This is a genomic window from Phytobacter sp. RSE-02 (genome assembly GCF_040578655.1).
Lineage (GTDB): Bacteria > Pseudomonadota > Gammaproteobacteria > Enterobacterales > Enterobacteriaceae > Phytobacter > Phytobacter diazotrophicus.
The window spans coordinates 1-20,036 of record NZ_JBEULY010000031.1 but is presented as its reverse complement, the minus strand read 5'-3'; the positions used below and the strand labels follow the sequence as shown (position 1 = coordinate 20,036).

Below are 20,036 nucleotides of genomic sequence, written 5' to 3'. Positions count from 1 at the left end.
GGTGGTACAGCACGAAAGTGGGGATGATCGACCTGAAAAAGAGGTCGATCATCATGGGTAAAGGGTGTTAAAAAGTGTTCACCATGTCTCCGAACACCTGTCTGCCATGTCTCCGGACCGTACACCCCAAAGAGGAGAGGGGACCGATCGTGCTCGCATTTTTGTGGGGATTCCTCAGCCCTCAGGGAGAGGGAACCGTTCGTGCTCGCATTTTTTGTGGGGATCCCTCCCCCCTCTACGATCGGACACCAAACCCGTATCCGGATAAGGCAAAGCCGCATCCGGGATATTCCCTTTCACACCGTGAGCAGCGACGTACGGATAATGCTGCCAGGCATCATCTCCTGCAAACCGGCAGCCAGCTCATTGCCTGCGGCGTGCAAGGCATCAATCGGCATCTCCGGCAGGCTTTCCAGGATAAACCACATCTGGCTGTCGGTCGCACTCAGGCGGGTACGCACCCCCTGCCGCCAGTTCCAGCGGCGGCACGTCACTCCGAGATCGTCACGCCACACCACTTCACCGGGCTCCGGCGACTCTTCCGCCAGTTGTCCGTCTTTCATCATGTCAAAACGCTCTGTTCCTTCGGCGATAACCAGCCTCGGTGCGCCCACATACGCGGCAAGATTCTCGCCGCCCACCGGAATCGCATAGCGCAAACTGATGGCGTTATAGAGATCCACCACCGGATCAATCGCCGCCATCGAACCGTCACGCAACACCCGTTTTCGCAGCGCGTCGGCAGAACATGGCGTGCGTTTTGGCTTCGCACCGAAACGTTTAAACACCTCGCTCCACGCATCCAGATGCGCCTGCGCCCAATCAGGGTCACCCGCCACTACATCTGCACAGGCACGCGCCAGCGCTGCTTCTCCCACCTGAGGATGCCTTAGCGGTGCGGCCTCCACCAGCATGCTAAGCGCACGAAACTGCGGAGCAATGCGGGCGATACCGGCGTCGATTGACGGCTGAACAGAAAGCATCGGATAATCCTTTTAGTGACTAATTTATCCCATAGTAGTGACCGATGACCAAAAAAGTCAATATACCGACCGACTCAGGTGCCGACCTCCAGACCGTTAGCCAGGCCGTGGCGGTGCGAATTAAAGCGTTCCGCCAGCAACAAAAACTATCGCTGGACGAACTGTCCCGCCGGGCAGGTGTCAGCAAAGGCATGCTGGTCGAGATCGAAAAATGTCTGGCCAACCCCAGCATCGCGATGCTGTGTAAAATCGCCGCAGCGATGGGCGTTTCCGTAGCGGATATTGTCGATGTGGCCAGTAAACCCGCCGTCCACCTGATTGACGCCGGGGATATCCCGGTACTCTGGCACGGGGATAAGGGCGGTTCGGCCCGCTTACTGGCAGGCACCAGTGGGCCCGACATGCTGGAAATGTGGCGCTGGCATCTGTTTCCCGGCGAACGTTTTAGCTCACCGGGCCATCCGACTGGCACCTTTGAACTGCTGCATGTGGAGCAAGGCATATTGACCGTCACCGTCGATGAAACCGTCCTGGCCGTCACGCAGGGCAGCTCCGCCGTAGCCCGGACCGATGCGCCCCATGCCTATGCCAACGACAGTGATGAAGAAGTGTGGTTTACCATGACGGTCAGTGAACGCCATTCATGAGTTAGTCTTATAACCCCATTATAATTCTGCCGGGTTATCACCACCCGCAATTCGATTCCATCGCTCCGGCTCGCCGTTACTCTGTAGCCGCACAGCCGGGCTCCCCCCCTGAGACATTCATGAATGTCTCTCATAAGTCCTTTTCGATTTCTCCGACTAATCAATCCCGGCGGCACTGCGTAAACTTAATCCTGTGGTTTTTACTTTTCAGGAGAAGAAAATGAAAATTATCCGTAGTGGTTCTGTCCCTTCCGCACCCGGCCCGGAGGCCTATTTTACCGGCCGCGTGCGCCTCGACGCCCCGTTCCAGACCGATGCCCCGGCGCGCGTTGGCGGCGCGACTGTCACCTTTGAACCGGGTGCGCGCACGGCATGGCATACCCATCCGCTTGGTCAGACGCTGATCGTCACCCATGGCAAAGGCTGGATCCAGTGTGAAGGGGAACCCATTGAGGAGATGAATCAGGGCGATATCGTCTGGATCCCGCAGGATGTGAAGCACTGGCATGGCGCAACGCCAGACAATGCGATGACCCATATCGCTATCGCCGAATCACAAAACGGCAGCCCGGTTACCTGGCTGGAACAGGTATCGGATGAACAATATCGTCGCTAGCTTCGGCGTAGCGCCGCTGTAAATCTTGCTTAAACGCGTCGCGCAGGGAAGCGGGCGAATGGATGCTGACATCCGGTAGCCAGTAGCGCAGCCAGCGAAACAGCGTGTGCGGGTCGCGAATGTCACATGAAATCGTCATGCCGCCATCGTCGTGCCGTTCCACCAGGCGTTGAGCAGGAAAAAGCGGGCGTCGGCTGACGAACTTCGCCGCATGAGCCGAAATCCGTAACTGCACCTCTGTCTTTTTGCCAAAGCGAATGCCCGAGCCTGCTTCCAGCTCCTCCAGCACCAGTGGATCGGCCGTGAAGCGGTTTGCCCCTGGCGCAAACTGGGAAATCAGCGCCAGTTCGAAGGCCTTGAGCGTGCCCGCATCCACTGCCGCCAGATACCACAAACCATAATGGTTTATCAGGCGATACGGCTGAACGCAGCGGTTTTTTTCACGGTAGCGGTACGTGACTTCCTGCCGGGCGGCGATAGCCTGATTGAGCTGGCCTATCAGGTCATCCATGGTGTAATTTTCCCGGCTACTGACGCCATGAAAAGCGATGTTATCCCGGTTTTTCATGCTGTTACGTAGCGACTGTCCGTCCCGACGAGGGAACAGATGCGCAACGCCCGCGAAATCAGCAAATTCCGCCAGGTGCCCGGTATGGAGTGTCGGCAGCAGATGCGTGCTCAGCCGATAGCGCCCAGGCGAGACCTGATCCAGCAAGTGGCCAAGCCGTGCCAGGTCCCGGTACGCGGTGCGCGCCGTAATGCCAAATTTCGTGCATAACCATGCTTTATCGATGGTATTTCCCTGATAAAGGACCGAGAAAATTTCGCACAGTCGCTCAATCAGCACATCGTGTTTCTTTGCGTGACTTTCCTTCATTGTTCCCTGTCCCGAACGACAAGTCAGAAGGTGCTTACGCGGCGGCAATCACCTGCCGGACTTGTACGGTAATACGTGGCGTTCATCAAAAGGGTTAACGGCAGGGGCGACAAAAACTCCAACCGAACAACGGGAAAAATTGTCTCAGGTCATGCAAAACTACAATTTTTAGGTGGGAAAAGCGCACCGGATGGCGCATAACCATCCGGTTTTGTGCCTTACCGACCGGCGTTATTCAGTGTCGCGATATCCTCACTGGAAAGGGCCAGCGACACCGCCGTCACGAAGCTCTCCACATGGGCGATTTTTGTGGCGCTGGCGATAGGCGCAGTCACACCAGGTTGAGCGATAAGCCAGGCAAGCGCTACCTCAGCGGGTTTCACATTATGTTTCTCCGCCACCTTGTCCACCGCATCCAGAATGGCAAAGCCACGTGCATTCAGGTACTTGTTGATGCCCTGCCCGCGCTGACTCTGGCTGAGATCATGTTCGCTGCGGTATTTGCCCGACAAAAAACCCGACGCCAGGCTGTAGTAGGTCACCACACCGATATTTTCCCGAATCGTTAACTCCTGCAGTTTTCCTTCAAAACTGTCACGGTCATACAGGTTATATTCCGGTTGCAGTACCTGATAGCGCGGCAAGCCGTTGTCATCCGCCACCTTCAGAGAAGCCTGTAACTGTTCCGCATTGAGGTTTGACGCCCCAACCGCACGGATTTTCCCGGCTTTAAGCAGCTTTTGGTAGGCTCCCAGGGTTTCGTCATACGGCGTTTCGCTGTCCGGCCAGTGTGAGAAATACAAGTCGATGTAGTCGGTTTGCAGACGGTGCAATGAGTCCTCGACCGCCTGTTCAATCCAGCGTGCGGAAAGACCTTTTTTGCCAGGTGCGCCCAAATCAGCGCCGACTTTCGTAAAAAGAGTCACTTTTTCACGCACGCCAGGATGGGCGGCAAACCACTTACCAATGATGGTTTCCGATTCGCCACCTTTGTTACCCGGCGCCCACGCAGAGTAAACGTCCGCGGTGTCGATTGCCGTGAAGCCTCGCTCCAGCAACGCGTCCAGCAAACTAAAACTCTGCTTCTCATCCACGGTCCAGCCAAATACGTTACCGCCAAAAACCAGCCGGGGGATCTGTAAACCCGTGGTACCTAATGAACGTAAAGCCATTCGCACATACCTTTTAGATGACGGACTGAACCCGGCACTCCTCGCGTCGCCAGCCCGGACAACATTGGGCGCTGATATACGCCTTTTCGCCGCATTCCTCACTGAACGCGATCCCTGATTTTTTGTATGGCTTCAACAATAGTCGCCTATCACTACATCAGGGGTTAGCAAAACGTGGCTTTTTGAAAGCTGAATATTGTCTGACGATAGACGCACAGGGCATACCCCACCACTCAGGGCCGACGGGGCGTGTGCAAATGCAGGATGAGCAAATCAGGGCTGTGGGTGAAACGCCGGGTGGGTATGCAGCAACGCAGTAATCGCGCGCAGAGGCTCGCGTAACACGCTGTGCAACTGGCGAATCGCCGGGGAGAACTGCTTGCGGTGCGGGCAAATCAGGTTGAGGGGCGCCGCTTCGCCAGGGTGCTGCGGTAAGAGTATTTCCAGCCTGCCCGCCTGAACGTCCGCGCTGATATCAATCCACGATTTGTAGATGATGCCCATCCCTTCCAGCGCCCAACGGCGGGCAACATCCGCATCGTCGCATAGCATTCGACTTTTAACGATAAGCTGGCGGCGCATACCGTCTTCCGGGAAACTCCATTTGTCATAGACGTGGCTGTTCATGGTAAACAGCAGGCAGTGGTGATTGACAATGTCGTCGAGGATTTGCGGTCTGCCGTGTTGTTGCAGATAAGCCGGTGAGGCGGCCAGTACGCGGCGGTTGTCTTCTGCCAGCGGTAGTGCGACATAACTACTGTTATCCAGCACGCCATAGCGAATCGCAATGTCCACCGGGTCGCGAAAGACATCGCTGATTTCATCGGAAAGCGACAGACGCAGCGAGATTTTGGGGTGCTGCTGGCAAAACCGGGTGATGAGCGGCAAGAGCACGTTGCGGCCAATATCAGACGGCACGGCCACACGCAGTTCACCCTGAATGTCGTTGTCACTGCTGTGCAGACTTTCCGCCCCCGCATGCACCACGGCCAACATCTCCTGAGCGAAGGGCAGATATTTTTCGCCCTCAGTGGTCAACCGCAGACTGCGGGTCGAGCGCGCAAACAGGCGCTTGTCGAGGTCGCGCTCCAGACGGTGCACGGCGGCGCTGACCTGCCCCGGCAACAGCCCCGCCTCTCGCGCCGCACTGGAGAAACTGCCCAGCGCAGCAGAGCGAACAAATAAGGTGACATCTTCAAGGCGAATCATGCTTTCTCCTGCCGGGCTTACGGTCAGCCCTCTTTTTGCCAGAAAAACCCACAGGCGCAAAGCGCCATGACATTATTTTCACTCCCGGAGGGAAAGTGCTGCACAGCGGAGATGATTTATCTCGTCACTATTTGTGTTTATTCTCGACCTACCAGACGGGGCGGCAAGTCCCGTATTTATTTCATTTTCCTGCCGGAGAGAGACGATGACTTTAGATGATGCTGTGATTGCCCGCCATACCGTTAAAGCCTTTGAAGGGGGTAAAACGCTGCCGCAGGAGCAGATTGAGACGCTGCTGAATGTACTACAAAACAGCCCCTCTTCGGTGAACTCCCAGCCGTGGCATTTTGTGGTGGCATCGACGGCCGAAGGCCGCGCCGCAATTGCAAAATCCACCACCGGCGCTTTTATTTACAACGAGCCTAAAGTGCTGAATGCCTCGCACGTTATTGCACTTTGCATGCGTACGGATCTGGATGATCAGCATCTGCAAAAGGTGCTGGCGCAGGAGAGCGCAGATGGCCGTTTCGTCGCCGAAGGCGCGCAGGCAGGCCAGGATAAGAGCCGTCGTTCTTATGTGGATATGCATCGCTATGAATCCCGTGATATTCCGCAGTGGATGGAGAAACAGGTTTATCTGGCGCTGGGCGGCCTGCTGCTGGGCGCGGCGATGTTAGGTATCGACGCAACGCCGATGGAAGGTTTTGATCAACGTGCGCTGGACCTCTCGCTGGGTCTGCGTGAAAAAGGGTTGACCAGCGTGGTGCTGGTGTCGCTCGGTTACCGCAGCGAAAGTGATTTCAACGCCGCATTGCCGAAATCCCGCCTGCCGCGTGAAGAGATTTTTACCTTTATTTGATGGTGAATGCTGCACGCGTGCTGTTTGCGGCATTTCCCCCTCACCCTAACCCTCTCCCTCAGGGAGAGGGGACCGTACGCGTGCGTGATGCCTCCGGGACACTCCCCGGCGGCGCCTGGCATTTTACAGCCAAACATCATAACTGCAGATATTTGAGCCTTATCACATTCCCCACGATTTCTTTCATTCCGAATTTGTTCAAATTAAGTTATTAATTCCGGTTTATTTTGTTAACAATTGACCTTTTTTTGCGATTTAATTGATCATAACCATGCTTTATGCATGGATTTGTTATTCTCATCTCGATTATTCTAATTTTTTATACAATCTTCGTTGGATGATCCCCACCATTATTCCCCGCATAGTTGCCCGCGTCAGCAGGTCACTTTTTATTCCATCACGTCGCCTGCCATTATTATATTACCGCTGGAAACGATGACATGAATCCATCAATAGAGCAGATTACCCTCAAGAAAATATCGTGGCGAATAGTGCCATTTGTGATGTTTGCTTATTTTATTGCATTTTTCGACCGTATTAATATCGGCTTTGCTGCACTCACCATGAACCAGGACCTGGGATTCTCTTCCACGGTATTTGGGGTGGGTGCGGGCATGTTTTTTATTGGCTATTTTTTAACTGATGTTCCATCGAACGTTATTTTACAAAAAGTCGGTCCACGTATTTGGTTAGCACGAATTATGGTGAGCTGGGGCATTATTGCTGCTTGCATGATGTTTGTGCAAACCGTTACTGGTTTTTATATTCTGCGTTTCTTATTAGGTGTCGCAGAAGCGGGCTTTTTCTCTGGCATTATTCTTTATTTAAGCACCTGGTTCCCGATTAAACGCAGGGCGCAGGTTATTGCGTTATTTATGGCGGCTGCGCCGATCTCCTCCATGCTCGGTTCCCCACTGGCGGGCATCATTCTCAGTATGCACGGCGCGTTTGGCATGAAAGGCTGGCAGCTGATGTTCATGCTGGATTCCGTGGCAGCCATTCTGCTCGGCATCTTCACCTTCTTCTACTTGAATGACCGTCCGGAGAAAAACCGCTGGCTGTCTAAAGATGAAAGTCAGTGGCTGATCGACACTCTGGCAGAAGAGAACAAAGGCAAAGCCGGGCAAGCGAAAACCAGCATCTGGAAGGGGCTGACCGATATACGCGTCCTGACGCTGGCCGTGGTCTATTTCGGTACTTCCGCGGGGCTTTATTCTCTCAACATCTGGTCTCCGCAGTTTATTAAATCCTTCGGCCTGACCACAATGCAGATTGGCTTTATCAACGCCATTCCGGCTGCGCTTTCTATCGTCGCGATGATTCTTTGGGCCAGACACTCTGACAAAACCAAAGAGCGCACCTGGCACGTTGTGGGCGCCTGCCTGTTCGCCTGTCTGGGCTTCATCCTGGCCGGTACTGTGCACAGCCTGCCGCTGGCGGTTGTCGCGCTGGTGATGGCAAGTGTGGGTATCTCATCGTGCAAACCGCCGCTGTGGAGTATTCCGTCACTGTTCCTCAATGGCCCGGCAGCCGCAGCAGGCCTCGCCGCCATCAACTCAATTGGCAACCTCGGTGGCTTTGCTGGCCCGGCAATCATTGGCTGGCTGAAAGAGACCACGGGCGACTTCTCCCTCGCACTCTACTGCGTTGCAGCCATGCTGGTGGTTTCCGCCGTACTGACCCTTTCTATTGAAATTAGCCGTAAACGCAAGGCAATGAAAAGCTCATTGGCTTAACGAAAAATGGAGCAAATTGTGAACACTTCCGATGCAATGTCGTCTTTAACTGATGTGATGACCCGCTTTACCGGGTATGTCGGTAAACGTCTGCCAACAGACGTCATGAAAAAACTCGAAGCTCTACGTGCAGAAGAAGATGCACCGCTGGCTGTCGCGGTTTATGACTCAATGTTTGAAAACCAGAAACGGGCGGATGAGTTAGACCGCCCGTGCTGCCAGGACACCGGGGTGATTCAGTACTTTATCACCTGCGGCGCAAAATTCCCGTACTTAAGCGGCCTGCAGGATGCGCTGCGTACCGCCACGCTGGAAGCCACCAAAAAAGCCCCACTGCGCCATAACGCGGTTGAAACCTTTATCGAGAAAAACACGGGCACCAACACCGGTTCTCGTGTGCCGTGGCTGGACTGGGACATCATCCCGGATGACGACAGTTGCACCATCGAGGTGTACATGGCGGGCGGCGGTTGCTCCCTGCCGGGCGCAGCAAAAGTTCTGATGCCAGGCCAGGGTTATGAAGGCGTGAATCAGTTCGTGTTCGACGTGATCACCTCATACGGCGTTAATGCCTGCCCGCCGCTGCTGGTTGGTGTAGGGGTCTCCACCTCCGTTGAAACGGCGGCACGATTATCGAAAAAAGCGATTCTGCGTCCGGTGGATTCCGCTCACCCGAACGCTGATGCGGCGAAAATGGAAGTCTTGCTGGAAGAAGGTCTGAACAAAGTCGGTCTGGGTCCACAAGGGCTGGGCGGTAAAGCGACCGTGATGGGGGTCAATATCGAATCCTCCGCACGTCATCCATCCACTATCGGCGTTGCCGTGTCGACCGGGTGCTGGGCACACCGTCGTGGCGCGATCCGTTTCGCAGCTGACCTGTCTTACGAAATTCTTTCCCATGAAGGCGCCGTATTATGAAAAAAGTACTGACAACCCCTATCAAAGACGAAGATTTACTGGCACTTAAGCCGGGCGACATCGTCTATCTGACCGGTACACTGGTGACTTGTCGTGACGTGGCGCATCGTCGTCTGATTGAACTGAAGCGTGAGCTGCCGGTAGATCTGAAAGGTCTGGCTATTTTCCATGCGGGTCCGATCGTCGTCGAAAAAGGCGAAAATGAGTTCGAAATGGTCTCCATTGGGCCGACAACTAGCATGAGAATGGAGAAGTTCGAGAAAGAGTTTATCGAGCAGACCGGTGTGAAGCTGATTGTTGGTAAAGGAGGTATGGGGCCGAACACCGAAGAAGGTTGCCGTACCCACAAAGCCGTGCATGCAGTCTTCCCCGGCGGATGCGCCGTACTGGCGGCCACCTGCGTGGAAAAAATCGAAGACGCCCAATGGCGCGATCTCGGTATGCCAGAGACCCTATGGGTCAATAAGGTGAAAGAGTTCGGTCCGCTGATTATTTCCATCGACTGCGAAGGCAACAACTTATTTGAAGAGAATAAGAAGGTCTTCAATGCGAGGAAAATGCCGATTATCGAAGAGATTAATCAGCAGATTAAGTTTATTAAATAACTCGCCGTCCAGGCACAGGTATTATCATGAAGTTATTAAGTTTTGTTAATCCGAAATCCGGTGTAAAAACATGGGGCTGTATTGAAGGCGAAATGATTTACGATTTGGGAAAACGCCTGTCAGCGTATTATCCCGATTTGAAATCCGTTATTGCCGCCAAAGCAGTAGACGAATTGTCCAGAGAAAAACCGGAGCAGGCAGATTTTCACGCCAGCGAGATCCGTTTTCTTCCAGTCATCGAAAACCCTAACAAAATTTTCTGTGTGGGCATGAACTACATGGAAAAGCGGATCGAGTTTGAACAAACTATCGATGCGCCAACCCTGTTTGTTCGCTTCCCGGACACCCTCTCCGCCCACGGCGAAGTGGTCTGTAAACCGGATAGCAGCAATGAGTTCGACTATGAAGGCGAGCTGGCGGTGATCATCGGCAAACCGACCGACAACGTAAGTCGCGAAGAAGCGTTAGATCATATTGCGGGTTACAGCTGTTTCATGGATGGGTCGGTGCGCGACATGCAATATACCTGGTTTACGTCTGGCAAAAACTGGCGCAAGACCGGCGCATTCGGTCCGTGGCTGGTCACCAGCGACGAAATCCGCGACCCGCAGGATCTGGCGATCAGCACATGGCTGAACGGCAACCGTGTTCAGCACGACACCACGCAGAATATGGTCAGGTCGGTTGCCGCCCTGGTGGAATACATCTCCCGCTTTAGCCCGCTGGAGGCTGGCGATGTGATTATCACCGGTTCGCCGGGTGGCGTTGGTAAAAAACGCACACCGCCGCTATTCATGAAAGAAGGCGACGTGATTGAAGTGGAAATCGGCAAGATTGGTCGTCTCGTTAACCGCGTGACCGCCCTGTCAAACGCCATGGCGCATTGATTGCGATGAAATAAACCCGGCAGTGCATACTTGCCGGGTTTTTCGTTAATACAAACTGGCTATCGTCTTTAATTCATCCATGACGATTTGCATCATATTATCCCGTGTTTCATCCCGCGCCCCTTTTACCCACACGGCAGACATTGGTAATTTATTGCGGATATTTTCGTAACCCCGACCAATGGGGATAAATTTAATATTTAGCGCCGCCATTCGCATGACCCATTTTGGCATAATCGCCGCACCTAATTCCGCCGCGACCATATTAATGATGGTCTGTTTTTCATCAGCAATCTGGATAAGCTGGGGTTTAAACCCGGCGTGCTCAAACAGGCTCAGGGTTAAGTCATAGCTATGCGGCCTGACACGCTTTTCCGGTACAATCAACGAGATATCGCGTAAATCCTCAACATTGATTTCCGTTTTCTGCGCCAGAGGATGATTTTGCGAAATCGCCAGTACCACATCTTCATAAAACAAAAACTGGCTCTGAAATTCACTGTCCATCGCCCCCATCGGGCGAATAAAAATAAGATCCAGGCGTCCGGTTTTTAACTTTGGTAGCAAGCGAGAGGATTTATCTTCCAGAAAATGGATTTCCACGCCCGGCCACTTTTCACGAAAGTGATGCAGCACATGGGGAATGAGACTTATTGCCGCGCTGTCGATGGCGCCTACACGTAATGTACCGGCATTTTGCCTTGCAAGCGTCTGAAAGCGTTTTTGCACGTCATCCGCCCGGGTAACCAGTTCCCGCGCTTCTGGCAGAAAAAGCGCGCCGTGTGCCGTCAACGAAACATTACGCGTGGAGCGCGTGAGTAGCCGCGTGCCAAGGTTCTCTTCGAGAAGTTTAATATAACGACCCAGCGCCGATGGCAGTATATCCAGCTTCTGTGCCGCGTGGCCAAAATGTAATTCGTCGGCAACAGCAATAAAACAGCGAAGCTGATGGAGTTCCACAAACATTCCTCACAGGTAAATTACTTCTTTTTTCTTATACTATTAATAATTCGAGTTGCAGGAAGGCGGCAACACAGTGAATCTCCAGGAGCCTACTCCAGTAAGTGACCGGGGTGAGCGAGATAAGCCAACGCACATGCAACTTGCAGTATGACGAATATATAATAATATTTCGGCCTGCATTCGCACCAGCGTATAACTTAAAATGTGTGACACTGCTAAATAACAATTGGTTTCTGCAAGGCTAATTATCTACAGGCTCGCTTCCCAACCATTAACATATCAAAAAGCGAGCTTCCTCAGCGAGGTTTAATTTTATTATTTGCAAAACAGCATTGAATGGTATTCTCACTGAAAACGATGTCTAAGGCAGACAATAATGAAAAAAGCACATAATGAAGTCAGTAAGTTTCTGAGCTACGTTCTGCGCCATCAACCTGAAGCCATTGGTCTGGAACTGGATAGCGAAGGGTGGGCGAACATTGATGCACTGATCGCAGGCGCGGCAGGCCAGGGGCAATCACTGGACAAACAACTCATTGAGGCCGTCGTGGACGGCAGTGATAAAAAGCGCTTCGCCCTCTCCGAAGACGGGCTGCGTATTCGTGCCGTTCAGGGGCACTCGACGGCGAAAGTCGATATCGCCTTTACTGAAAAAAAACCACCGGACATCTTGTACCACGGCACCGCCAGCCGTTTTCTTTCCGCCATTCTTGCAGAAGGATTAACCGCACAGTCGCGACAATATGTTCATCTCTCCGCCGATCGGGAGGTGGCCATCCAGGTCGGACAGCGTTACGGTACGCCGGTGGTGCTGGAAATTAACGCATTAGCCATGTTTGAACAGGGTTATCCGTTCTATCAGGCGGAGAATGGCGTCTGGCTGACCCGGCAGGTTGCGGTGGAATTTATCAGCCCGTGATCCCGACGTAAAAAAAAGCCTCCGGGCGGAGGCTCTCTTTAAACGTTAACGCTTGATCATCTCAGGAATAATTAAATCCCCGCGCACCACACAAGAGCCCAGCGCGCTTTGGGTTTTTTCGTTGAGCCACGCGACAATCCGCGCCGCCATCGAGTCTATGGAGTACTCAATCGCCGGGATTTTTGGAACCCCCGGCAGATGCAGTGACCCCGCCAGGCTAAAGACCATGATGTCGCCCGGCACGGATTTATTGAACGCCTGCAACTGCGGGATTACCCGCTGTGCTTCCTGCTCATCGGCAACCAAAAGGGCGTTGAAATTCAAGGTAGTAGCATTGTTGAGCAATACCTGCAGCGCCACAGATGACGAGGTGTCATCCATAAAGACCAGGTTGCGATTAAACGGCAGGAAGTTGTTTTCCAGCGCATGCTTATAACCGAGCAATACCTGGTCCGCCGGGCCGCTGGTATCCGGGTGGATGAGGGCAATCTGGCGTCTTCCCTGGCTTATCAGGAAATTACAGGCCGTTTCCGCCGCGAACGCATGGTCGAACTGGATACTGTTTGGCGTTTCCGACTCCGCACAATCCACCAGAATGACATTCTCGTCGTTGATATTCAGCGGGAAGCGGGCGCCGATAATTAACACATCGTCGCACAACCCACAGGTAAGTTCTTCCAGCGCGCTCAGCACCCCCGCTTTGCTGTTGGCAAAGCGCAGCAGCAAATGTTTCTGACTTTGGCTGAGGTGTTTTTCCAGCGCGTAAAGATATGCGGTGGTCTGGTTGATATTGTCCTGGGCGCAAATCACACCGATGCAGCCTGTCGACTGGCTGAGTAAGGATTGTGCGATAACATTGGGCCGATAATTCAGCTCATCGACCGCTTTCAGTACTGCAAGGCGGCTGGCTTCCTTAACGCCGCGCGAACCACTCAACACCCGTGAGACTGTGGCTTTGGACACCCCAGCTAAACGTGATACATCGTTGATTGTAGACATCTTTCTCCCCTGACAGACGACTAATTTACGCCTGAAAATACCAAGTACAGCAATGGTTCATAATATAACCATTCGCAGTATATCCTTTTCTTTTTTTCATGGAAACCGATTTTCCATTTGGACTCTATTGCTATCAGAATCCATCCAAATTCCGTGACCTGAATCCAGAAAAAAGCGCTTATATCAGTGAGACTTTGATACCCATCACACTTCTTTTGCGATGAGATGGAAACCGGTTTCCGTATGATATCCAATCATCCCCGCAATAACTTTTTACATTCGAGGAAGGTCAAGATGTTCAGGATTATGTTGTGTTGCTCCGCCGGTATGTCTACCAGCCTGTTAGTCAGGAAAATGGTTGAAGAGGCGCAGCAACGGAATTTGCCGGTCGAGATCGATGCGTACGGTGTGGCTGAATTTGATATGCAGTTTCCACGATACCAGGTCGTGCTTCTCGGACCGCAAGTGAAATATATGTTAAATACGCTGTCAGAAAAGGCCGCCGCCGCCGGTATCCCCGTACAGCCCATCAATCCGATGGACTACGGGATGCAGCGTGGCGATAAAGTACTGGACTATGCACTGTCGCTGATTGAAGCGGCGCACTAAAAGGTGAACCCATGAGTTCGTTATATCAGTCTATGATTGGCGTCATTGAGCAGTCCATTACCCCGCTTGCGGGCAAACTCGGACAGCAGAAATACGTTATCGCTATCCGCGATGGCTTTACCGCCGCGCTGCCGTTCATGATCATCGGCTCGTTTATGCTGGTGTTTATTTTCCCGCCGTTCTCCCCGGAAACGACCAACGGTTTTGCCCGCGCCTGGCTGGATTTTTCTACCGAATATCGCGCACAGCTAATGTTGCCTTTCAACCTGAGCATGGGGGTCATGACCTTCTTCATTTCTGTCGGTATCGGCGCGAGCCTGGGCCGCCAGTTTAATCTTGACCCGGTGATGACCGGCCTGCTGGCGTTTATGGCGTTCCTGCTGGTAGCGGCCCCCTATCATGAAGGACAGATTTCCACTCAGTACCTCTCCGGCCAGGGCATCTTCACCGCACTGCTGACGTCGATTTACTCCGCTCGCGTTTATGCCTGGCTCAAGCAGCACAACATCACCATTCGCCTGCCGAAAGAGGTGCCGACCGGTGTTGCCCGCTCGTTTGAAATCCTGATCCCGGTTCTGGTGATTATCGGTACGCTGCATCCGCTGAACCTGTTTATTGAAGCGCAAACCGGCATGATCCTGCCGCAGGCGATTATGCACCTGCTGGAACCGCTGGTCTCCGCATCAGACTCACTGCCTGCCATTCTGCTCTCTGTGCTGCTGTGCCAGATCTTCTGGTTTGCCGGTATCCACGGTTCGCTTATCGTCACCGGCATCATGAACCCCTTCTGGATGGCAAACCTCTCCGCCAACCAGGCTGCTCTGGCCGCAGGCGCTGCATTGCCGCACGTTTACCTGCAAGGTTTCTGGGACCACTACCTGCTGATCGGCGGCGTGGGTTCAACCTTACCGCTGGCCTTTTTGCTGCTGCGTAGCCGCGTTGCGCACCTGCGGACTATCGGCAAAATGGGCGTTGTGCCAAGCTTCTTTAACATCAATGAACCGATTCTGTTCGGCGCACCGATCATCATGAACCCGATGCTGTTTATCCCGTTCGTCTGTGTCCCTCTGGTAAACGCCATTCTGGCGTATGCGGCAACCCGCATGGGCTTACTGGCGCAGGTCGTCTCACTGACGCCATGGACAACACCGGCACCGATTGGCGCATCCTGGGCAGCCAACTGGGCATTCAGTCCGGTGGTGATGTGCGTGATTTGTATGGTGATGTCCGCACTGATGTACCTGCCGTTCCTGCGTGCTTACGAACGTTCATTGATGAAGACCGAAGAGCAAAAAGCGCAGAACAGCGCACCGATGGCGGAAACCGTCGGCAGTAACTGAACAAGGAGAGAAAAATGAAATATGCATTTCCCGAAAACTTTTGGTGGGGCAGCGCCAGTTCCGCGCAACAAACCGAAGGGGAAAGCTTACAGGGCGGGAAGAGCGCCACAACATGGGATGCCTGGTACGCCAGCCAACCCTGGCGCTTTCATCAACAGGTGGGCCCGCAGGATACGTCCACCTTTTACCAGCACTGGCGCGAAGACATCGCCCTGTTAAAACAACTGAACCACAACAGCTTTCGTACCTCAATAAGCTGGAGCCGACTGATTCCTGACGGTACCGGTGAGGTGAATACCCAGGCCGTTGCGTTTTACAGCACCATGCTTAACGAACTGGTGGAACAGGGCATCGAACCGTTTATCACTCTGTTCCACTTCGACATGCCGATGGTGATGCAGGAGAAAGGCGGCTGGGAAAATCGCGAAGTGGTTGAGGCATTCACCCGCTACGCGCAGATCTGTTTCGATCTGTTTGGTCATCAGGTGAAGCACTGGTTTACCTTCAACGAACCCATTGTGCCGGTTGAAGGGGGTTATCTGTATGACTTCCATTACCCGAACGTGGTGGATTTCAAACGGGCAGCCACAGTGGCGTACAACACGGTACTGGCTCATGCCAGCGCAGTGCGGGCGTTTCGCGCCGGGCGTCACCCTGGTGAGATCGGCATTGTGCTCAACCTGACGCCGTCGTATCCGCGTTCACAGCACCCGGCGGATGTAAAAGCTTCGCACCATGCGGATCTGCTGTTTAACCGCAGCTTCCTCGATCCGGTACTGCGGGGTGAATACCCGGCGGACCTGGTGGCCTTGCTGAAAGAGTATGATCAGCTTCCTGAGTGCCATCTGGGCGATAAGGAGCTGATTGCCGACGGGAAAATAGACTTACTGGGCATTAACTATTACCAGCCACGGCGGGTGAAATGCCGGGACAGCGCCGTTAACCCAGAGTCACCGTTTATGCCGGAATGGCTGTTTGATTATTACGAGATGCCGGGGCGAAAAATGAACCCTTATCGCGGCTGGGAAATTTATGAGCCGGGCATTTACGATATTTTGGTTAATCTTCGTGATAATTATGGCAACCCACGCTGTTTTATTTCTGAAAATGGAATGGGTGTCGAGAATGAACAGCGTTTTATTGAAAACGGGCAAATAAACGATCAGTACCGGATTGCATTTATTGCCGATCACCTTAAATGGCTGCATAAAGGAATTAGCGAAGGCTGTAATTGCCTTGGTTATCATATGTGGACCTTTATTGATAACTGGTCATGGTGTAACGCATATAAAAATCGCTACGGTTTTGTTCAGCTCGATTTAGAAACCCAGAAACGTACCGTTAAGAAAAGCGGAGAATGGTTTGCCGCCACCGCGAAGAATAATGGTTTTGATGAAGAGTAAATAAATATGGTCGCATTAGAAGAAGCGGTAATGGAAATTATCGTTAACGCGGGTCAGTCACGCAGTCTGTGCTTTGAAGCATTGCGTGCCGCAAGAGCGGGCAATTTTGAGGAAGCCCAAACACTGCTGCGTGAAGCCGATGGTTATTCACGTCAGGCCCATCAAATGCAAACCAAATTAATTGAACAGGATGCCGGCGAAGCCCGGCAACCCATGACATTAATTATGGTACATGCCCAGGATCATTTAATGACGTCGTTACTGGCGCGTGAATTATCAGAGGAGATTATTCAGCTTTATCAGCGTTAAAAGCTCATTGATTATGGAAGATATAACTCTGTACCTGAATTATAAAATATAAATCAGCTTGTTTTGATACTGGCATGTTGTTCTGTCAAATCAGGACAGGATGGTTATTGTTTAAAAACAACCAACGAGACCCTAAATAATTCAAGTTTAAGGAACACGGCAGGCGAAAGAATCCCGATGAGTTTACTGATGTAAGTGATTCGGGTGAATACGTGCAGCCAATGCCCATGCAATTTGAAATATAAAGGGTATAAATTGAGATAACTATGAAATTAAACAATAAACTTCCAGTGGCACTGGCGGTTGCGGCTGCGCTTTGCTCTGGTTCGGTGATAGCACAAGAATTTACGCAAGAACAAATCGACGCCATCGTGGCAAAAGCGGTGGATAAAGCATTAGCCGAGCGGCAGGCAAAAATGGATGCCGCCATTGATAAAAAAGCGGATGTCATTACCGAGCCGCAAAGTACTGCGCAAACGCCTGACTTAGCCATTCCTTATGGCGTGAAATTTAGCGGTTACGCCCGTTATGGCGCCCATTACCAGAGCGGCGATCAGAAATACGTTGGCGTAGACGGTTCATATAACGGCTCGTCTGCGATTGGCCGTCTGGGTAATGAAGGCAACGGTGGCGAGTTCCAGCTTTCCAAAGCGTTTAAGAGTTCGCACGGAGCAATCTGGGACGTCAACGTGATGTTCGATCACTGGGGCGACGAAGTTAACCTGAAAAAAGCCTACGCCGGTGTGACCAACCTGCTGGAATCCAACCCGAACGCCTATTTCTGGGCAGGTCGTGACTTCCACCAGCGTCCACAACAGGGCATCAACGACTACTTCTGGATGAACCACGATGGCCAGGGTGCCGGGGTGAAAAACTTCGATATCGGTGGCGTACAGTTTGACGTGGCCACTGTAGCTGCCGTGCAGTCCTGTAACCCGGAAGTGGAAGACAACGGGGATAACCCGTCACGCATTACCTGTACCGGGGGCTCCGGTACCGGCGACAAAGGCAACTACGCCGTCACCTCAAAAATCCACGGCATGAAAGTCGGCCCGCTGGATCTGGAAGTTTACGCAAACTACGGTTTTGACTCGAAAGCCGTTGAAAGCGACGCCCGCCTGAAAGCCTGGCAGGGTGGCGTGGTGTTAAGCCATACCAACGACAGCGGTGTGAACAAAGTTATCGCCCGTTATTCCGATAACGCAGATAACAGCGTTTATAACAAAACGGATGATCTGAAGACTATTTATGCCAGCTTCGAAGGGCTGCACAAGTTTAGTCGCCAGATGCAGGTGGAATATCTCCTCGCCTTCCACGATTACGACAACAGCGCAGACAAGTCTGACAACCGTAAGAACTACAACGCCATTGTGCGCCCGATGTACTGGTGGAACGACGTTCATTCCACCTGGCTTGAGCTGGGCTGGCAGAAAGTGGCTTACGACAAAGGCGGTGATAACAACGGCTGGAAAGCGACCCTGTCGCAGAATATCTCCATCGATATGGGGCCAGAGTTCCGTCCGATGCTGCGCTTCTACGTGACCGGTGGCGAAGTTGACAACAAACGTACCGCGCGTGTTAACGGTACGGATGACACCACGCTGGACTCCTTCAACGTCGGTGCAATGTGGGAAGCCTGGTTCTAATGTAAATCCACGGGCGGCAGGGATGCTGCCTCCGGTTATCTATCACGCCTGTGCTATGATGCAAAATTCATCAATAAGAAAGCAGCATGGCAGGACTGGGTAGAAAATGGGTTTCACAAAAAAAGGGATGCTTTATGTACTGATTGCCGCCATTTTATGGGGCAGTTCCGGGGTTTGCGCTCAGTACATCATGGAGAAAAGTCACATCGCAGCCCCCTGGTTGACGATGGTTCGCCTGCTGTCTGGCGGCGCGGTGTTATTAATTCTGTCGTTTTTCCATGGCGATAAAATTTTCGCGATCGTGAAAAACCGCAAAGACACGCTGAGCCTGCTGTTCTTTTCGCTGTTTGGCGCGCTTATCGTTCAGCTCACCTTCCTGGTGACCATCGAGAAATCGAATGCCGCCACCGCTACGGTACTGCAATTTCTCTCGCCAACAATCATCGTGACGTGGTTTGCCCTGGCACGAAAAGCGAAGCCGACGCTCGCTGTTACGGCGGCGATTGCAACCTCTCTGATTGGCACCCTCTTGCTGGTGACCCACGGAAATATGACATCGCTGTCGATTTCCACCGAAGCGCTGGTATGGGGTATCGCGTCGGCGTTTTCCGCCGCGCTCTATTCCACCTATCCGTCAAAACTTATCGCCCGTTACGGCACGCTGCCGATTGTCGGCTGGAGTATGTTTCTCGCCGGATTAATGCTGACGCCATTCTATGGCAATAAAGGTGGCGATTTCGTTATCGACGGCAATCTGGTGATGGCGTTTATGTATCTGGTGATGGTAGGTACTGCGCTGACCTTTAGCCTGTATCTGAAAGGGGCGCAGATGATTGGCGGCTCACGCGCCAGTATTCTGAGCTGTGCGGAACCGCTGAGTAGCGCGCTGCTCTCGGTTGCCCTGTTGGGTATCGCTTTTACGCTGCCGGACTGGCTGGGTACGCTGATGATTGTGTCGTCGGTGCTGCTGATTTCACTGGATTCCCGCAAACGCATGCAGGCTGCAGCCTGACATTCCCCCGGTGGCGCTGACGCTTACCGGGGCTACGGTTAGCGCAGTGGTAGATACTGTGAACGTCTTCAACCTTTTAGTCATGGCTGACTCGTTTTCCCGCATAGCAACCATAGCGACATCTTTGTCCCCCCCTGGCGCAGGGCGTACAGCGAGGGGGTTGAGTCCCCGCTGAAATCGGTGAGACGAAGACCCGATGACAAGGTCAGGCCGCCAGGGATGGCGGACTGAGGTTTGTCGAGACAGGACAAAATCGTCCGGAACGATTTTGAACAACGCAACGCGTTGGCCCGAAGGGCGAGCCCCAGGGATGGGGCGAGTAACTCG

At 52.9% G+C, this 20,036-nt stretch carries 20 protein-coding genes; 14 read left to right on the top strand and 6 right to left on the bottom strand.

All coding sequences use genetic code 11. The features are described from left to right. Nucleotides 1-296 precede the first annotated feature (296 nt). A complete protein-coding gene (locus tag ABU190_RS26880; protein ID WP_354692874.1) occupies nucleotides 297-983 on the bottom strand; it encodes a B3/4 domain-containing protein in 687 nt (228 codons plus the stop codon). A 44-nt stretch (nucleotides 984-1,027) separates the two neighbouring features. On the opposite strand from ABU190_RS26880, the gene ABU190_RS26875 reads away from it, so the two are divergent. Together ABU190_RS26875 and ABU190_RS26870 are read left to right on the top strand one after the other, a co-directional pair. Further along, the gene (locus ABU190_RS26875; RefSeq protein ID WP_110296003.1) at nucleotides 1,028-1,630 is read left to right on the top strand and encodes an XRE family transcriptional regulator; all 603 of its coding nucleotides are present in this window, start codon (nucleotides 1,028-1,030) and stop codon (nucleotides 1,628-1,630) included. Nucleotides 1,631-1,850: 220 nt separating this feature from the next. Beyond that, nucleotides 1,851-2,246 (top strand): cupin domain-containing protein, encoded by a 396-nt coding sequence (locus ABU190_RS26870; RefSeq protein WP_071195109.1) that lies wholly within the window; start codon nucleotides 1,851-1,853, stop codon nucleotides 2,244-2,246. Here the strand turns inward: ABU190_RS26870 and ABU190_RS26865 are convergent. The 3 genes from ABU190_RS26865 to ABU190_RS26855 form a co-directional block, all read right to left on the bottom strand. Further along, a complete protein-coding gene (locus tag ABU190_RS26865) occupies nucleotides 2,203-3,123 on the bottom strand; it encodes a WYL domain-containing protein (RefSeq protein WP_354692873.1) in 921 nt (306 codons plus the stop codon). The two genes, ABU190_RS26870 and ABU190_RS26865, sit on opposite strands and share 44 nt — an antisense overlap. Nucleotides 3,124-3,341: 218 nt before the next feature. Next, nucleotides 3,342-4,295 carry an aldo/keto reductase gene (locus ABU190_RS26860; RefSeq protein WP_354692872.1) on the bottom strand — a complete coding sequence of 318 codons (954 nt, stop codon included), beginning with the start codon at nucleotides 4,293-4,295 and terminating at the stop codon, nucleotides 3,342-3,344. A gap of 273 nt (nucleotides 4,296-4,568) precedes the next feature. After that, on the bottom strand, nucleotides 4,569-5,504 hold the full coding sequence (locus ABU190_RS26855; RefSeq protein ID WP_354692871.1) for a LysR family transcriptional regulator: 936 nt from the start codon (nucleotides 5,502-5,504) through the stop codon (nucleotides 4,569-4,571). A 205-nt stretch (nucleotides 5,505-5,709) separates the two neighbouring features. Here ABU190_RS26855 and nfsB point away from each other — a divergent pair, with 205 nt between their 5' ends. The 5 genes from nfsB (at nucleotide 5,710) to ABU190_RS26830 (ending at nucleotide 10,509) form a co-directional block, all read left to right on the top strand. Further along, nucleotides 5,710-6,363 (top strand): oxygen-insensitive NAD(P)H nitroreductase, encoded by a 654-nt coding sequence (gene nfsB, locus ABU190_RS26850; RefSeq protein WP_354692870.1) that lies wholly within the window; start codon nucleotides 5,710-5,712, stop codon nucleotides 6,361-6,363. Between the two features lie 440 nt (nucleotides 6,364-6,803). Further along, complete coding sequence (locus tag ABU190_RS26845; RefSeq protein ID WP_354692869.1) at nucleotides 6,804-8,099, top strand: MFS transporter; 1,296 nt, start codon at nucleotides 6,804-6,806, stop codon at nucleotides 8,097-8,099. Between the two features lie 18 nt (nucleotides 8,100-8,117). Next, nucleotides 8,118-9,017 carry a L(+)-tartrate dehydratase subunit alpha gene (ttdA, locus tag ABU190_RS26840; RefSeq protein ID WP_178107383.1) on the top strand — a complete coding sequence of 300 codons (900 nt, stop codon included), beginning with the start codon at nucleotides 8,118-8,120 and terminating at the stop codon, nucleotides 9,015-9,017. Next, the gene (ttdB, locus tag ABU190_RS26835) at nucleotides 9,011-9,622 is read left to right on the top strand and encodes a L(+)-tartrate dehydratase subunit beta (protein ID WP_354692875.1); all 612 of its coding nucleotides are present in this window, start codon (nucleotides 9,011-9,013) and stop codon (nucleotides 9,620-9,622) included. The genes ttdA and ttdB overlap by 7 nt, the downstream gene beginning before the upstream one ends. Before the next feature lie 26 nt (nucleotides 9,623-9,648). Next, entirely contained in the window at nucleotides 9,649-10,509 is an 861-nt protein-coding gene (locus tag ABU190_RS26830; RefSeq protein ID WP_354692868.1) for a fumarylacetoacetate hydrolase family protein, read from the top strand. A gap of 45 nt (nucleotides 10,510-10,554) precedes the next feature. Here the strand turns inward: ABU190_RS26830 and ABU190_RS26825 are convergent, their stop codons facing one another. Continuing rightward, nucleotides 10,555-11,469 carry a LysR family transcriptional regulator gene (locus ABU190_RS26825; RefSeq protein WP_354692867.1) on the bottom strand — a complete coding sequence of 305 codons (915 nt, stop codon included), beginning with the start codon at nucleotides 11,467-11,469 and terminating at the stop codon, nucleotides 10,555-10,557. A 379-nt stretch (nucleotides 11,470-11,848) separates the two neighbouring features. On the opposite strand from ABU190_RS26825, the gene ABU190_RS26820 reads away from it, so the two are divergent. Further along, nucleotides 11,849-12,391: an RNA 2'-phosphotransferase gene (locus ABU190_RS26820; protein ID WP_039080065.1), complete on the top strand. Its 543-nt coding sequence runs from the start codon at nucleotides 11,849-11,851 to the stop codon at nucleotides 12,389-12,391. Between the two features lie 45 nt (nucleotides 12,392-12,436). Here the strand turns inward: ABU190_RS26820 and ABU190_RS26815 are convergent, their stop codons facing one another. Next, nucleotides 12,437-13,390, bottom strand: coding sequence for a LacI family DNA-binding transcriptional regulator (locus ABU190_RS26815; protein ID WP_039080064.1), 954 nt, complete (start codon nucleotides 13,388-13,390; stop codon nucleotides 12,437-12,439). A 294-nt stretch (nucleotides 13,391-13,684) separates the two neighbouring features. On the opposite strand from ABU190_RS26815, the gene ABU190_RS26810 reads away from it, so the two are divergent. From ABU190_RS26810 to ABU190_RS26785, 6 genes are all read left to right on the top strand, one after another. Beyond that, on the top strand, nucleotides 13,685-13,999 hold the full coding sequence (locus ABU190_RS26810) for a PTS sugar transporter subunit IIB (RefSeq protein WP_071195117.1): 315 nt from the start codon (nucleotides 13,685-13,687) through the stop codon (nucleotides 13,997-13,999). A gap of 11 nt (nucleotides 14,000-14,010) precedes the next feature. Then, nucleotides 14,011-15,339 carry a PTS transporter subunit EIIC gene (locus ABU190_RS26805; RefSeq protein WP_039080062.1) on the top strand — a complete coding sequence of 443 codons (1,329 nt, stop codon included), beginning with the start codon at nucleotides 14,011-14,013 and terminating at the stop codon, nucleotides 15,337-15,339. 14 nt (nucleotides 15,340-15,353) lie between these two features. After that, a complete protein-coding gene (locus ABU190_RS26800) occupies nucleotides 15,354-16,742 on the top strand; it encodes a glycoside hydrolase family 1 protein (RefSeq protein WP_071195118.1) in 1,389 nt (462 codons plus the stop codon). A 6-nt stretch (nucleotides 16,743-16,748) separates the two neighbouring features. Further along, nucleotides 16,749-17,051 (top strand): PTS lactose/cellobiose transporter subunit IIA, encoded by a 303-nt coding sequence (locus tag ABU190_RS26795; protein WP_039080060.1) that lies wholly within the window; start codon nucleotides 16,749-16,751, stop codon nucleotides 17,049-17,051. A 266-nt stretch (nucleotides 17,052-17,317) separates the two neighbouring features. Then, on the top strand, nucleotides 17,318-18,697 hold the full coding sequence (locus ABU190_RS26790; RefSeq protein ID WP_039080059.1) for a carbohydrate porin: 1,380 nt from the start codon (nucleotides 17,318-17,320) through the stop codon (nucleotides 18,695-18,697). Between the two features lie 106 nt (nucleotides 18,698-18,803). Then, entirely contained in the window at nucleotides 18,804-19,709 is a 906-nt protein-coding gene (locus tag ABU190_RS26785; RefSeq protein ID WP_039080058.1) for an EamA family transporter, read from the top strand. The last annotated feature ends 327 nt before the right edge of the window (nucleotides 19,710-20,036 follow it).

Excerpts from the sequence above, each read along its gene's own strand:
- ABU190_RS26870 (WP_071195109.1), top strand. The coding sequence starts at position 1,851 with ATGAAAATTATCCGTAGTGGTTCTGTCCCTTCCGCACCCGGCCCGGAG.
- ABU190_RS26845 (WP_354692869.1), top strand. The coding sequence starts at position 6,804 with ATGAATCCATCAATAGAGCAGATTACCCTCAAGAAAATATCGTGGCGA.
- ABU190_RS26815 (WP_039080064.1), bottom strand. The coding sequence starts at position 13,390 with ATGTCTACAATCAACGATGTATCACGTTTAGCTGGGGTGTCCAAAGCC.
- ABU190_RS26820 (WP_039080065.1), top strand. The coding sequence starts at position 11,849 with ATGAAAAAAGCACATAATGAAGTCAGTAAGTTTCTGAGCTACGTTCTG.
- ABU190_RS26805 (WP_039080062.1), top strand. The coding sequence starts at position 14,011 with ATGAGTTCGTTATATCAGTCTATGATTGGCGTCATTGAGCAGTCCATT.
- ABU190_RS26880 (WP_354692874.1), bottom strand. The coding sequence starts at position 983 with ATGCTTTCTGTTCAGCCGTCAATCGACGCCGGTATCGCCCGCATTGCT.
- ABU190_RS26855 (WP_354692871.1), bottom strand. The coding sequence starts at position 5,504 with ATGATTCGCCTTGAAGATGTCACCTTATTTGTTCGCTCTGCTGCGCTG.
- ABU190_RS26800 (WP_071195118.1), top strand. The coding sequence starts at position 15,354 with ATGAAATATGCATTTCCCGAAAACTTTTGGTGGGGCAGCGCCAGTTCC.
- ABU190_RS26795 (WP_039080060.1), top strand. The coding sequence starts at position 16,749 with ATGGTCGCATTAGAAGAAGCGGTAATGGAAATTATCGTTAACGCGGGT.
- ABU190_RS26810 (WP_071195117.1), top strand. The coding sequence starts at position 13,685 with ATGTTCAGGATTATGTTGTGTTGCTCCGCCGGTATGTCTACCAGCCTG.
- ABU190_RS26860 (WP_354692872.1), bottom strand. The coding sequence starts at position 4,295 with ATGGCTTTACGTTCATTAGGTACCACGGGTTTACAGATCCCCCGGCTG.
- nfsB (WP_354692870.1), top strand. The coding sequence starts at position 5,710 with ATGACTTTAGATGATGCTGTGATTGCCCGCCATACCGTTAAAGCCTTT.
- ABU190_RS26865 (WP_354692873.1), bottom strand. The coding sequence starts at position 3,123 with ATGAAGGAAAGTCACGCAAAGAAACACGATGTGCTGATTGAGCGACTG.
- ABU190_RS26785 (WP_039080058.1), top strand. The coding sequence starts at position 18,804 with ATGGGTTTCACAAAAAAAGGGATGCTTTATGTACTGATTGCCGCCATT.
- ABU190_RS26790 (WP_039080059.1), top strand. The coding sequence starts at position 17,318 with ATGAAATTAAACAATAAACTTCCAGTGGCACTGGCGGTTGCGGCTGCG.
- ABU190_RS26830 (WP_354692868.1), top strand. The coding sequence starts at position 9,649 with ATGAAGTTATTAAGTTTTGTTAATCCGAAATCCGGTGTAAAAACATGG.
- ABU190_RS26875 (WP_110296003.1), top strand. The coding sequence starts at position 1,028 with ATGACCAAAAAAGTCAATATACCGACCGACTCAGGTGCCGACCTCCAG.